Here is a 13984-nt window from a genome sequence, read left to right as displayed (position 1 = left end):
CGGGGGGACGTCCGGCCCGCGCATTAACTGAAAAACACAGGTGAAAACGTGGATAAGGCTGTCATCCTGCCGGAAAAAAAACAGTACCAGGAAATTGGCGAGGATTTACGGGCGCAGATTATCCAGGGGCATTATCCCGTGGGATCGCGTCTGCCGCCGGAGCGCAACATCGCCGAGACGTATGGCGTCAGCCGCACTATCGTGCGCGAGGCGCTGCTGATGCTTGAGCTCCAGGGAACGGTGGATATTCGCCAGGGGTCAGGCGTGTACGTGATGCGCATTCCGGAAGAGCATGAAAACGAGGAAGAGCGTTTTCTGAACAGTGACGTTGGGCCGTTTGAAATTCTCCAGGCGCGTCAACTGCTTGAAAGCAACATCGCTGCCTTTGCCGCAAAAATGGCGACACGGGCGGACATCGACAACCTGCGCCGCATTATCGAGCAAGAGCAACGGGCGATTGCCGTCGACGATCGCAGCCAGGACAACAACAAAATGTTCCACCTGGTGCTGGCTGGGGCCACACAAAACCAGATGCTGCTGGCGACGGTTGAGAGCGTCTGGCATCACATGGACAGCAGTCCGCTGTGGCAGCAGTTCAATGGCCATATCGCCAGCCGCGCCTGGCGCCTGAAGTGGCTCGGAGACAGGCAAACCATTCTCGCTGCGCTCCGCCGCCGCGACGTGATGGGGGCGTGGCAGGCGATGTTCCAGCATCTTGAAAACGTCAAAAAGAGCCTGCTCGAGCTGTCAGACGAAGACGCGCCCGATTTTGACGGCTATCTCTTCGAATCGGTCCCTCTTTTCCAGGGGAAGCTGGTGTGAATATACTGCCGCTTCACGCTGCGCCGCAGTTTACACAGCAGGTGATCGACTGGATCTGGAACGCGTTTGGTGAAGGTATGCCGCGTGCCTTTTTCCAGAGCATTGTCGAGCACAGCCTGACGCCAGGCGAGTTACCGCTCACCTTTATTGCCGTTGAAGATGACCAGCTGCTGGGCACCGTTGGGTTGTGGCGTTGCGATTTAATTTCCCGGCAGGATCTTCATCCCTGGCTGGCTGCGCTGTATGTCGATGAAGCCGCGCGGGGAAACGGGCTGGCGGGAAAACTTCAGCAGCATGTTATCGGCTACGCGCGACGCGCCGGGTATCACGAGCTTCATCTCTGGTCTGCCTGCCGCGACTTCTACGAACGTTACGGCTGGCACTACATCGGTGATGCGCTGGAATACCCGGATAAAACCGTCCATCTCTATCGCTGTTCGCTCACGGCTTCCGCGGGCGATACCACCGAGTGACGGCGCACTAAGGTTGGGCTGAACAGGTGGGTAATTTCCGGTGGCGGGCGATGCTCGGCCAGCGCTAACGCCAGTTCTGCCGCCTGCGTTGCCATGGTCACAATCGGGTAGCGCACGGTGGTCAGGCGAGGGCGCACGTAGCGCGACACCAGCACATCATCAAAGCCAATCAGCGAAATTTCTGCCGGGACGTCGATTCCGTTATCATTCAGCACGCCCATCGCGCCGGCGGCCATGGAGTCGTTATAGCTGGCCACGGCGGTGAAATTCCGCCCGCGGCCCAGCAGCTCGGTCATCGCCTGCTCGCCGCCACTCTCATCCGGTTCTCCGTACGCCACAAGACGATCGTTGCACGGCAGACCGGCTTCGCGCAGCGCGTCGTAATAGCCCTGAAGGCGATCTTCCGCATCGGAAATTGGGTGGTTGGAGCACAGATAACCAATTCGGGTATGGCCCTGCTGGATCAGGTGACGGGTTGCGAGCCATGCGCCGTAACGGTCGTCGAGCGCCACGCAGCGGGTTTCAAATCCGGGAATAATACGGTTGATAATCACCATCCCCGGCATCTGTTTCATCAGATGGATCAGCTCGGCGTCGGGGATCATTTTGGCATGGACCACCAGCGCCGCACAGCGATGACGGATCAACTGCTCAATGGCCTGGCGTTCTTTCTGTTCATTGTGGTAGCCATTACCAATCAGCAGGAAATTACCGGTGTGATAAGAAACTTGTTCTACGGCTTTGACCATCGCACCGAAAAACGGATCGGATACATCCCCGACCACAAGCCCGATGGTTTCTGTCGACTGTTGGGCAAGGGCGCGTGCGTTGGCGTTAGGGTGATAATTCAGGTTTTCCATGGCGTCCTGCACGGCCTGGCGTGATGCATCACTCGCTTTAGGGGAGTTGTTGATCACGCGGGAGACGGTCGCGACGGAAACACCGGCCAGACGAGCCACATCCTTAATTGTCGCCATTCAATACCTTCTTATAGGGGTAAGCGTTTACACACTAACTAGTGTTGCGGAAAAGCGGCGCGCATTCAAGGGGAGCGGGTGAGCGTCCTCTGCAAACGTGAAGCAGAACATCCCTCGCGGTGTAATCGTTACACGGCCAGTCATGTCTGAATAATGTCAATCTGAACCTTTAGTTACACTTTGCCTCAGGCTGTTGCGATTGTCCGTTGGCAACGATGCGTTGTGAATTGCTAGAGTCGAGATCCCAGAGGTATTGATAGGTGGAATCAACTTCGGTTGATTAACACGATTTACACCAACCTGCGTTTTACGCAGGTTTTTTTTTGCCTGTAAGTTCAACCTGTAACAGCAAAAGAGATTATTCACACCTGGTTGCACTTCGGCTCATTCCCTTGCGTTTTCCTGCTGGCGAAGCCTGTCGCCGGAGGCCACAATCAAGATCCCAGAGGTATTGATTGGTGAGAATTCCTGGTACGTTTTCGTACTCTTCACTTGCACCAACCTGCGCGGATGCGCAGGTTTTTTTTCGCCTCTGTTTTTGCTATCGCTCCCTCACTACTTCTCGTGTAATCTGCCACCATTTATACCTTTCACACTGGCTGGCAAAGGGAGTTGAAATGCTTTTTGGGTTCTTCCGCACACTGTTTCGTGTCCTGTTTCGCATTCGCGTGACTGGCGATACGCAGGCACTCTATGGCGAGCGTGTTCTTATCACACCGAATCACGTCTCTTTTCTTGATGGCGTATTGCTGGCGCTGTTTTTGCCCGTGCGGCCCGTCTTTGCGGTGTACAGCTCCATCAGTGAAAAATGGTACATGCGCTGGCTCAGGCCGCTGATTGATTTTGTCCCGCTCGACCCTACCAAACCGATGATGATTAAACATCTGGTGCGTCTGATTGGGCAGGGGCGTCCGGTGGTTATCTTCCCGGAAGGGCGGATTTCAGTGACGGGCTCCCTGATGAAAATTTACGACGGCGCCGGTTTTGTCGCGGCGAAGTCTCAGGCCACCGTCGTGCCGCTACGCATCGACGGGGCTGAGCTGACCTTTTTCAGCCGTCTGAAAGGGCTGGTGAAGCAGCGTCTGTTCCCGAAAATTACGATGCATATATTACCGCCGACGTCACTGCCGATGCCCGAGGCGCCGCGCGCGCGCGACCGCCGTAAAATCGCCGGGGAAATGCTGCACCAGATTATGATGGAAGCGCGCATGGCCGTTCGCCCGCGCGAAACGCTGTATGAATCGTTGCTGTCGGCGCAGTATCGCTACGGTGCGAAGAAAAACTGCATCGAAGACATCAACTTTACGCCGGATACCTACCGTAAGCTGTTGACCAAAACGCTGTTTGTCGGGCGTATCCTGGAAAAGTACAGCAAACAGGGCGAAAAGATCGGCCTGATGCTGCCAAACGCGGGTATCAGCGCGGCGGTGATCTTTGGTGCCGTCTCCCGGGGCCGCATTCCGGCGATGATGAACTACACGGCGGGCGTGAAAGGGCTCTCCAGCGCGATTACCGCAGCACAAATCAACACCATCTTTACCTCCCGCCAGTTCCTGGATAAAGGCAAGCTGTGGCACCTGCCGGAACAGCTGACGCAGGTGCGCTGGGTGTTCCTGGAAGATCTGAAAGCAGACGTCACGACCGCCGACAAGCTGTGGATTTTCGCGCACCTGCTGATGCCGCGTCTGGCGCAGGTTAAGCAGCAGCCGGAGGATGATGCCATTATCCTCTTTACCTCCGGCTCTGAAGGCAACCCGAAAGGTGTGGTTCATAGCCACAAAAGCATTCTGGCAAACGTCGAACAGATTAAAACCATCGCTGACTTTACCGCCAACGATCGCTTTATGTCGGCGCTGCCGCTGTTCCACTCATTTGGTTTGACCGTGGGTCTCTTTACGCCGCTGCTGACCGGTGCCGAGGTGTTCCTCTACCCAAGCCCGCTGCACTACCGCATTGTGCCGGAGCTGGTTTATGACCGTAACTGCACGGTGCTGTTCGGGACGTCCACCTTCCTCGGAAACTACGCGCGCTTCGCCAACCCGTATGATTTCTTCCGCGTGCGCTACGTGGTGGCGGGGGCGGAAAAACTCCAGGACAGTACGCGCCAGATCTGGCAGGACAAGTTTGGCCTGCGGATTCTGGAAGGCTATGGCGTGACGGAGTGCGCGCCGGTGGTCTCCATCAACGTTCCGATGGCGGCAAAACCGGGAACGGTTGGCCGCATTCTGCCGGGGCTGGACGCGCGTCTGCTGGCGGTACCGGGTATTGAAGACGGCGGACGTCTTCAGCTGAAAGGGCCGAACGTCATGAACGGCTATCTGCGTGTGGAAAACCCGGGCGTGCTTGAGGCGCCGACGGCCGAGAACGTCAATGGCGAGGTTGAAACGGGCTGGTACGACACGGGCGATATCGTGCGCTTCGACAATCAGGGCTTCGTGCAGATCCAGGGACGTGCAAAACGCTTCGCCAAGATCGCCGGGGAAATGGTCTCTCTTGAAATGGTCGAGACGCTGGCGACCGCAGTCTCGGCGGAGAAAATGCATGCGACCGTGGTGAAAAGTGATGCCAGTAAAGGTGAGGCGCTGGTGCTCTTTACTACTGACGGTGAACTGAAGCGTGATGCGCTTCTCAGGTATGCGCGCGAACATGGTATCCCCGAGCTGGCGGTCCCCCGCGATATTCGTTACCTCAAACAGTTACCGGTGCTGGGCAGCGGTAAACCCGATTTTGTGACCCTGAAGGGCATGGTTGAAGAGGCGGAACAGCATAATGCGTGAGTCAGTACACACTAACACTTCAATCTGGTCGAAAGGCATGATGGCGGTTATCGCCGCCCAGTTTCTTTCCGCGTTCGGCGATAACGCGTTGCTGTTTGCTACGCTGGCGTTGCTGAAAGCTGAGTTTTATCCCGACTGGAGCCAGCCGATCCTACAGATGGTGTTTGTGGGTGCTTACATTGTATTTGCGCCGTTTGTTGGCCAGGTGGCGGACAGCTTCCCCAAAGGTCGGGTCATGATGTTTGCCAACAGTCTTAAGCTTCTGGGCGCGGCAAGCATCTGCTTTGGTATCAACCCGTTTGTTGGCTACACGCTGGTAGGCATTGGCGCGGCAGCTTACTCCCCGGCGAAGTACGGCATTCTGGGTGAGCTCACCACCGGCGATAAGCTGGTGAAGGCCAACGGCCTGATGGAGTCCTCCACCATTGCGGCGATTCTGCTGGGTTCGGTGGCGGGCGGCGTGCTGGCAGACTGGCATGTACTCGCCGCGCTTGGCATCTGTGCCCTGATGTACGGTGGCGCGGTGATCGCCAACCTGTTTATCCCCAAACTGGCCGTGGCGCGTCCGGGACAATCCTGGCGCTTCGGGCCAATGACCGGCAGCTTCTTCAACGCCTGCCGCGTACTGTGGCGTAACGGTGAAACACGCTTCTCGCTGATGGGCACCAGCATGTTCTGGGGGGCCGGCGTTACGCTGCGTTTCCTGCTGGTGCTGTGGGTGCCGGTGGCGCTGGGTATAACAGACAACGCCACGCCGACCTACCTGAATGCCATGGTCGCCGTCGGGATTGTGGTCGGGGCCGGGGCTGCGGCCAAACTGGTAACGCTTGAAACCGTTGCGCGCTGCATGCCTGCGGGGATCCTGATCGGCGTCGGCGTTCTGTTCTTCTCCCTGCAACATGCCATATTGCCTGCCTATGCCCTGTTGTTACTGATCGGCGTATTAGGCGGTTTCTTTGTGGTACCGCTCAACGCGCTTTTGCAGGAGCGCGGCAAGCAGACCGTCGGGGCTGGCAACGCCATTGCGGTGCAAAACCTTGGCGAAAACATGGCGATGCTGCTGATGCTGGGGATTTACTCGCTGGCGGTAAAAGCAGGTGCGCCGGTTGTGGCAATCGGGGTGGGGTTTGGCGCACTGTTTGCGCTGGCGATTACCGGGCTGTGGGTCTGGCAGCGTCGGCGGTGATATCTTTGCCGGGTGGCGGCTCCGCCTGACCCGGCCTACGTTTCGTGATGTTGGCGGATTTTGTAGGCCCGGTAAGGCAACGCCGCCACCGGGCAAATCGTCAACTTAAGGTGCCGGGTAAGTATAAACCTGATGCACCGCTTCAATCTCCGCTAATACCTCTTCACTCAGGTTCAGATGGAAACTCTCAATATTGGTTTTCAACTGATCCATCGTCGTTGCGCCGAGCAGGGTACTCGCCACAAACGGCTGACGACGCACGAAGGCCAGCGCCATCTGCGCCGGATCGAGTCCGTGGCGTTTCGCGATATCCACGTAGGCCGCAACGGCTTTTTGCGTCTGCTCGCCGCTATAGCGGGTGAAGCGGCTGAAAAGCGTGTTACGCGCACCAGCCGGTTTCGCGCCGTTCAGGTATTTGCCCGTCAGGGTACCGAAGCCCAGGCAAGAGTAGGCGAGCAGTTCCACCTCTTCGTACTGCGTCACCTCCGCCAGACCCACTTCATAACTGCGGTTCAGCAGGCTGTACGGGTTCTGAATGGTCACGATGCGCGGCAGGTCGTGTTTATCGGCCAGATGCAGATAGCGCATCACGCCAAACGCCGTCTCGTTGGAAACGCCAATGTAGCGGATCTTACCCGCCCGCTGGCACTCCGTGAGCGCTTCCAGCGTTTCCAGCAGGGTGACGGCCGGAGCACTCTCGTTCCAGGTGTAGCCAAGCTTACCGAAGCAGTTCGTCGGACGCTGCGGCCAGTGCACCTGATAAAGATCGAGATAGTCGGTTTGCAGGCGCTTGAGGCTGGCATCCAGTGCAGCACGGATATTCTTGCGATCGAGGATCTGGTTAGGGCGGATCCCGGCATCGTTATTACGGGAAGGGCCGCTAACCTTAGAAGCGATGACCAGCTTTTCGCGATTGCCGCGTTTCGCCAGCCAGTTGCCGACATACGTTTCGGTAAGACCTTGAGTTTCCGGGCGGGGAGGAACTGGGTACATCTCCGCCACGTCAATCAGGTTAATGCCCTGGCTGACGGCGTAATCGAGTTGTGCATGGGCATCGGCTTCGCTGTTTTGTTCACCAAATGTCATGGTGCCTAACCCCAGCTGGCTGATCTCCAGAGCGCTATGGGGGATACGGTGATAATGCATAGCCGGTTTCCTTTTTTAGACATACAGACCGCGTCAGGAACCTCCCGACAAAGGAATATAAACATGGCAGAGGGAAGGCAAAAGGGGAAGGAAAAATTCAAAAAGGCCAGCAAGCTACTGACCTTTATCTGTTTAACGCTCGATGATCTGGGAGACTTCGTCGCGATTAATTTGCATTTGATTGCCTTCGCGATCGCGGTAACTCACCAGACCGGTATCGTCGTCGACTTCGGGTTTGCCATCGGTCAGGATCATACGACCATCTTTCGTTGACATGACATAGTCGCTGCTCCAACCCGATACCGCAAACGCTAAACCGACTGCTGAGATAATTACTGCCCATTTTTTCATCGTTCTCATCCTCACCTGGCTCGTATCAAATCATAGTGTAGTAATAACCTGATATTACGACAGGTGAAAGGGGGGAAATCTTAAAAAGGAGGAGATTATGTTAGCCGGAGCGCAAAATTGGTAAAAAACTATGTTTTCAACAGGAAGTGTCGTGCAAGCAGTGCACCGGTGAAATTCTTTTTAAGATAGAAGCCGCGCGGCAGCGTCAGGATCGGTTCGCCCTGTGCACCTACCGCTTCAGTGAGCGCTTTGCTGTTGGCGGCTTTGGGACGGAGTTGCAGCACTTCGCCATGCCGGGCGGTGATCTGCTCAACCTGTCCCAGCACAATCATGTCCATCAGCTCTTCCCAGTCCTGGGAAAGCTGTCTCTCTTCTTCTTCATCCGGGCTCCAGAGCAGCGGGGCGCCAACGCGACGCTCTGCCAGCGGGATCTGCCTGTCACCCTCAACGGGTACCCACAACACCCGCTTCAGCTTATGCCTGACGTGGCTGGTTTCCCATGTCACTCCGCTATTACCCGTTAGCGGCGCAACGCAGACAAAGGTAGTTTCCAGTGGCCGCCCCAGGCTATCAATGGGGATCGTCTTCAGTTCCACCCCCAGCGCCGCAAAATCTTGCTCGGGTTTACTGCCCGCGCTTGCGCCCAGCCAACGTTCAAGCAACACGCCGATCCAGCCTTTATCGCGCTTCAGATCGTTGGGTATCGTCAACCCCGCCATCACGGCCAGCTCGCCCAGTGCATAGCCTGCCAGACGTTGTGCCTGCTGGAGCAACTGGGCTTCACTGACGGGAGGAGAGAGCAGTGGGGCGAGAGAATGCATGCTGACAACCTTTTGGTTAAAAAATGAACTGATATTTTATCCCTTGTGGATAGAGTTTACTTTTTTCTGAGTACATATTCCATGTGGATGATTTATATTATGTTTTTTAGAAATGTATCCCGTCGCGCCATGGCTAAAAAACAGGTTGTGCAATTCTGGTCACTGACAATAAACAGGATCTTACACCATGTTATCCACAGAAAAATGGGATAACTGCGAATAACCGCCACTACTGTTTCAATTTACAGCCTTGACGTGCGATGAAAATCGAATTTTCACACAAATTGTGCCTAACTTATTGGCACAATCTGTGGATAAAACCGACGCTGTTCGATCTTTCATCACCAGGAAGATCTTTGATGTGACGATCGTCACGTTAATCGCCTTTGATACCCTAAATTTACGTTTAACTATATGAATTTAAATGATTTATTTTAAGTGATGAAAATTGCCGATTCGCCGGGCCACAAGGTTGTTCATCGGTAATTCCATACTTCTTCACAACTATATCCACAGAAAAGGTGAATAAAAATGGTCTCAGTCGCCCTCATCTGTTTATAACTCCTCACAAAATTGTGAGTTATTCAAATGTTATTAGGTTGCAGGCCTGTAAGAGAGTGGTTTACCGCCTCCCTGTAGTGTGAAACAATCATTCATATATCAGATTTAGTTTGGGGTAGTCCGGTGATTGATGACGATGGCTACCGCCCAAACGTAGGAATAGTAATTTGTAATCGTCAGGGCCAGGTGATGTGGGCCCGGCGATATGGTCAGCACTCCTGGCAGTTCCCGCAAGGCGGGATCAATCCTGGAGAGTCCCCAGAACAAGCGATGTACCGGGAGCTGTTTGAAGAGGTTGGTTTAAGCCGAAAAGATGTTCGCATCCTGGCTTCGACCCGCAACTGGTTGCGTTACAAGTTACCGAAACGTTTGGTGCGTTGGGACACAAAGCCGGTTTGTATCGGCCAGAAACAGAAGTGGTTTCTTTTGCAGTTGGTGGGCAACGATTCAGATATCAATATGCAAACCAGCAGCACGCCAGAGTTTGATGGCTGGCGCTGGGTAAGCTACTGGTATCCGGTTCGTCAGGTCGTGTCATTCAAGCGCGATGTATACCGTAGGGTGATGAAAGAGTTCGCAAGTGTCGTGATGCAGCTTCAGGAGACGACTCCGAAGCCACAGAGCGCACCTGCCTGGCGACGTAAAAGAGGTTAAGCTACGCAAATCATGCTCACCCGCTTGCGAGAAATAGTTGAAAAGGTCGCCAGTGCGCCTCGCCTCAACGAGGCGCTGAATATTCTGGTGACGGACATCTGTCTTGCGATGGAAACCGAGGTCTGTTCGGTCTACCTGGCCGACCATGACCGACGTTGCTACTACCTTATGGCAACCCGCGGATTAAAAAAACCACGGGGACGTACCGTCACGCTCGCGTTTGATGAAGGTATTGTTGGCCTGGTCGGGCGACTGGCGGAGCCAATCAACCTTGCCGATGCGCAAAAACACCCCAGCTTCAAATATATCCCTTCCGTCAAAGAAGAGCGTTTCCGCGCGTTTCTTGGCGTACCGATTATTCAGCGCCGCCAGCTGCTTGGCGTGCTTGTTGTTCAGCAGCGCGAGCTGCGCCAGTACGATGAAAGCGAGGAGTCCTTCCTCGTCACGCTGGCAACGCAGATGGCGGCGATCCTCTCTCAGTCCCAACTGACAGCTCTTTTTGGTCAGTATCGTCATACGCGTATTCGCGCGCTTCCGGCCTCGCCGGGGGTCGCTATAGCCGAAGGCTGGATGGATGCCACGCTCCCGCTGATGGAGCAGGTCTACGAAGCCTCTACGCTGGATGAGGCGCTTGAGCGCGAACGGCTCACCGCTGCGCTGGAAGAGGCGGCGAATGAGTTTCGTCGCTACAGCAAACGCTTTGCCGCTGGCGCGCAAAAAGAGACGGCGGCCATTTTCGATCTCTACTCACACCTGCTTTCCGATGCGCGTTTGCGTCGTGAGTTATTTGCCGAGGTCGATAAGGGGTCGGTGGCAGAGTGGGCGGTTAAAAAGGTCATTGAAAAATTTGCCGAGCAGTTTGCGGTACTGACTGACGGCTATCTGAAAGAGCGCGCCGGCGATTTACGCGCGCTTGGGCAACGTCTGCTGTTCCACCTCGATGATACTATTCAGGGGGCGAATGCCTGGCCGAACCGGTTTGTGCTGGTGGCCGATGAACTCTCGGCGACGACACTGGCGGAATTACCGCAGGACAGGCTGGCGGGCGTGGTGGTGCGCGATGGCGCAGCTAACTCTCATGCCGCCATTATGGTGCGTGCGCTCGGTATTCCGACCGTGATGGGGGCGGATATTCAGCCCTCCGTACTGCATCGCCGCACGCTGGTGGTGGACGGATATCGCGGTGAGTTGCTGGTGGATCCTGAGCCGGTTCTCCTTCAGGAGTACCAGCGTCTTATCAGCGAAGAGAATGAATTAAGCAAGCTGGCGGAAGATGATGTCAACCTGCCCGCGCAGCTCAAGAGCGGTGAGCGGGTAAAGGTGATGCTCAACGCGGGATTAAGCCCCGAGCATGAAGAGAAGCTCGGCAGCCGCATCGATGGCATTGGTCTCTACCGCACCGAAATACCGTTCATGCTGCAAAGCGGCTTCCCGTCAGAAGAGGAGCAGGTTGCGCAGTATCAGGGCATGTTGCAGATGTTTAACGACAAACCCGTCACGTTGCGCACCCTCGACGTCGGCGCGGATAAGCAACTGCCCTATATGCCCATCAGTGAAGAGAATCCCTGCCTCGGCTGGCGTGGGATCCGCATTACCCTCGATCAGCCGGAAATTTTCCTTATCCAGGTTCGTGCGATGCTGCGTGCCAACGCGGCCACGGGGAATCTCAGCATTTTGCTGCCGATGGTCACCAGTATTGACGAGATCGACGAAGCGCGGCGGTTGATTGAACGTGCAGGGCGCGAAGTGGAAGAGATGATCGGCTACGCGATCCCTAAACCCCGTATTGGCGTGATGCTGGAAGTGCCTTCGATGGTCTTTATGTTGCCGCAGCTGGCGACCCGCGTTGATTTTATCTCCGTTGGCACCAACGACTTAACGCAATACATTCTGGCGGTCGATCGCAACAATACCCGCGTGGCCAGTATCTACGACAGCCTGCATCCGGCGATGCTTCGTGCCCTGGCGATGATCGCCCGCGAAGCCGAGCAGCATAATATCGACCTGCGCCTGTGCGGTGAAATGGCCGGCGATCCGATGTGCGTGGCGATCCTGATTGGCCTCGGTTTCCGTCACCTGTCAATGAACGGACGTTCCGTTGCGCGCGTGAAATACCTGTTACGTCACATCGAACAAGATGAGGCGCATGAGCTGGCCGCGCGTAGCCTGGAAGCACAGCTGGCAGCCGAAGTGCGCCATCAGGTGGCGGCGTTTATGGAGCGACGCGGCATGGGCGGTTTGATCCGCGGCGGCCGCTGATCCCCACAAAATAATGACTGCTCGGACGACCCCCTCTCCCTTGAGGAAGAGGAATGGGGTGAGGGGGAACAGCGCGCATAAAACCCTATACACATCTTTTACATCTCAGGCGCATCCTCCGCGCCTGCCTTATGCTATGATTCGCAACTTTGGAGCACCTGCCAACGGCGGGAATGCAATTCAGCCGCTGTCCACTTTCAGCGGAATAACAACATCTTGTGGTGACAGATGAACAGTGGTTATCTGCATTTTCCGGAATTCGATCCGGTTATTTTCTCAATAGGACCTGTAGCGCTTCACTGGTACGGACTGATGTACCTGGTGGGCTTCGTCTTTGCCATGTGGCTTGCTGGTCGTCGCGCCAGTCGTCCGGGCAGCGGCTGGACGAAGAACGAAGTGGAAAACCTGCTTTATGCTGGCTTTCTTGGCGTATTCCTGGGCGGGCGCATCGGCTATGTCCTGTTCTACAACTTCCCGGTATTCCTGAACGACCCGCTCTATCTGTTCCGCGTCTGGGACGGCGGCATGTCCTTCCACGGCGGACTGATTGGTGTGATCCTCGTGATGGTGATCTTCGCCAAACGCACCAAACGTAACTTCTTCCAGGTGGCTGATTTTATTGCGCCATTAATCCCGTTTGGGCTGGGTGCAGGGCGTCTGGGCAACTTCATCAACGGTGAACTCTGGGGGCGTGTCGATCCGAGCGTGCCGTTTACCATGCTGTTCCCGGGCTCCCGCGCAGAGGATATCGCGCTGCTGCCTTCGCATCCTGAGTGGCAGTCCATTTTCGATACCTACGGCGTTCTGCCGCGTCATATGTCTCAGCTTTATGAGCTGGCGCTGGAAGGTGTGGTGCTGTTTATCATCCTGAATCTGTATATCCGCAAACCGCGCCCAATGGGGGCAGTATCTGGTCTGTTCCTGATTGGCTACGGCGCGTTTCGTATCATCGTCGAGTTCTTCCGCCAGCCGGATGCACAGTTTACCGGCGAGTGGGTACAGTACATCAGCATGGGGCAGATCCTCTCCATTCCGATGATTGTCGCGGGTGCCATTATGATGATTTGGGCGTATCGTCGTCGTCCACAGCAACAACTTTCCTGAGGAATCATGAAACAGTATCTTGAATTGATGAAAAAAGTGCTCGACGAGGGCACGCCGAAAAACGACCGCACCGGCACCGGTACGCTCTCCATTTTTGGCCACCAGATGCGCTTCAATCTGCAAGAAGGCTTCCCTCTGGTGACGACGAAGCGCTGCCATCTGCGCTCGATCATTCATGAACTGCTCTGGTTCCTGCAAGGCGATACCAACGTTGCTTATCTGCATGAAAACAATGTCTCCATCTGGGACGAGTGGGCAGATGAGAACGGAGACCTGGGGCCGGTTTACGGCAAGCAATGGCGCGCGTGGCCTACCCCGGACGGCCGCCATATCGACCAGATCACGACCGTCATGAACCAGCTGAAAAATGACCCGGACTCGCGCCGTATCATTGTTTCTGCCTGGAACGTGGGTGAACTGGATAAAATGGCGCTGGCGCCTTGCCACGCGTTTTTCCAGTTCTACGTGGCGGACGGCAAACTCTCCTGCCAGCTGTATCAACGCTCCTGCGACGTGTTCCTCGGCCTGCCGTTTAACATCGCCAGCTACGCGCTGTTAGTGCACATGATGGCGCAGCAGTGCGATCTTGAAGTGGGCGATTTTGTCTGGACGGGCGGTGATACCCACCTCTACAGCAATCATATGGAACAGACGCATCTCCAGCTGACGCGCGAACCGCGTGCATTGCCGAAGCTTGTGATCAAACGCAAACCGGACTCGATCTTCGATTACCGTTTTGATGACTTCGAGATTGAAGGCTACGACCCGCATCCTGGCATCAAAGCCCCTGTCGCCATCTGATACGGCGAATCCTGACACAACCGGTGCTCTTTAGCGCCGGTTTTTTTTCGCG

Annotated in this window: 12 protein-coding genes; 8 read left to right on the top strand and 4 right to left on the bottom strand. The window is 55.7% G+C overall.

Annotated features, from left to right (window positions below):
* Nucleotides 1-48: 48 nt before the first annotated feature.
* Nucleotides 49-822 (top strand): GntR family transcriptional regulator, encoded by a 774-nt coding sequence (locus tag IM282_RS02755; RefSeq protein WP_022649243.1) that lies wholly within the window; start codon nt 49-51, stop codon nt 820-822.
* Nucleotides 819-1295, top strand: coding sequence for a GNAT family N-acetyltransferase (locus tag IM282_RS02750; protein ID WP_023306858.1), 477 nt, complete (start codon nt 819-821; stop codon nt 1293-1295). The genes IM282_RS02755 and IM282_RS02750 overlap by 4 nt, the downstream gene beginning before the upstream one ends.
* On the opposite strand, the gene galR is transcribed toward IM282_RS02750, so the two are convergent.
* Nucleotides 1250-2272 carry an HTH-type transcriptional regulator GalR gene (gene galR / locus IM282_RS02745; protein ID WP_003862806.1) on the bottom strand — a complete coding sequence of 341 codons (1023 nt, stop codon included), beginning with the start codon at nt 2270-2272 and terminating at the stop codon, nt 1250-1252. The genes IM282_RS02750 and galR overlap by 46 nt on opposite strands.
* 617 nt (nt 2273-2889) lie before the next feature.
* Here galR and aas point away from each other — a divergent pair.
* The gene (gene aas / locus IM282_RS02740) at nt 2890-5049 is read left to right on the top strand and encodes a bifunctional acyl-ACP--phospholipid O-acyltransferase/long-chain-fatty-acid--ACP ligase (protein ID WP_058646260.1); all 2160 of its coding nucleotides are present in this window, start codon (nt 2890-2892) and stop codon (nt 5047-5049) included.
* Nucleotides 5042-6235 carry a lysophospholipid transporter LplT gene (gene lplT / locus IM282_RS02735; RefSeq protein WP_022649240.1) on the top strand — a complete coding sequence of 398 codons (1194 nt, stop codon included), beginning with the start codon at nt 5042-5044 and terminating at the stop codon, nt 6233-6235. The genes aas and lplT overlap by 8 nt, the downstream gene beginning before the upstream one ends.
* 105 nt (nt 6236-6340) lie before the next feature.
* Here lplT and IM282_RS02730 read toward each other — a convergent pair whose 3' ends face one another.
* From IM282_RS02730 to mutH, 3 genes are all read right to left on the bottom strand, one after another.
* The gene (locus IM282_RS02730) at nt 6341-7381 is read right to left on the bottom strand and encodes an NADP(H)-dependent aldo-keto reductase (protein ID WP_015571754.1); all 1041 of its coding nucleotides are present in this window, start codon (nt 7379-7381) and stop codon (nt 6341-6343) included.
* Between the two features lie 132 nt (nt 7382-7513).
* Nucleotides 7514-7732, bottom strand: coding sequence for a YgdI/YgdR family lipoprotein (locus IM282_RS02725; RefSeq protein ID WP_192970092.1), 219 nt, complete (start codon nt 7730-7732; stop codon nt 7514-7516).
* A 128-nt stretch (nt 7733-7860) separates the two neighbouring features.
* On the bottom strand, nt 7861-8553 hold the full coding sequence (gene mutH, locus IM282_RS02720; protein WP_022649239.1) for a DNA mismatch repair endonuclease MutH: 693 nt from the start codon (nt 8551-8553) through the stop codon (nt 7861-7863).
* Between the two features lie 684 nt (nt 8554-9237).
* On the opposite strand from mutH, the gene rppH reads away from it, so the two are divergent.
* From rppH to thyA, 4 genes are all read left to right on the top strand, one after another.
* Nucleotides 9238-9768: an RNA pyrophosphohydrolase gene (rppH, locus tag IM282_RS02715; protein ID WP_032622373.1), complete on the top strand. Its 531-nt coding sequence runs from the start codon at nt 9238-9240 to the stop codon at nt 9766-9768.
* 12 nt (nt 9769-9780) lie between these two features.
* Nucleotides 9781-12027: a phosphoenolpyruvate--protein phosphotransferase gene (gene ptsP / locus IM282_RS02710; protein WP_023306854.1), complete on the top strand. Its 2247-nt coding sequence runs from the start codon at nt 9781-9783 to the stop codon at nt 12025-12027.
* Nucleotides 12028-12255: 228 nt separating this feature from the next.
* Nucleotides 12256-13131 carry a prolipoprotein diacylglyceryl transferase gene (gene lgt, locus IM282_RS02705; RefSeq protein ID WP_022649236.1) on the top strand — a complete coding sequence of 292 codons (876 nt, stop codon included), beginning with the start codon at nt 12256-12258 and terminating at the stop codon, nt 13129-13131.
* A 6-nt stretch (nt 13132-13137) separates the two neighbouring features.
* A complete protein-coding gene (gene thyA, locus IM282_RS02700) occupies nt 13138-13932 on the top strand; it encodes a thymidylate synthase (RefSeq protein ID WP_006811817.1) in 795 nt (264 codons plus the stop codon).
* The last annotated feature ends 52 nt before the right edge of the window (nt 13933-13984 follow it).

The sequence above is a fragment of the Enterobacter cloacae complex sp. P29RS genome (assembly GCF_014893445.1).
Taxonomy (GTDB): domain Bacteria; phylum Pseudomonadota; class Gammaproteobacteria; order Enterobacterales; family Enterobacteriaceae; genus Enterobacter; species Enterobacter intestinihominis.
The sequence above is the reverse complement of the archived record's forward strand: the minus strand, read 5'-3'. Positions and strand labels throughout refer to the sequence as shown.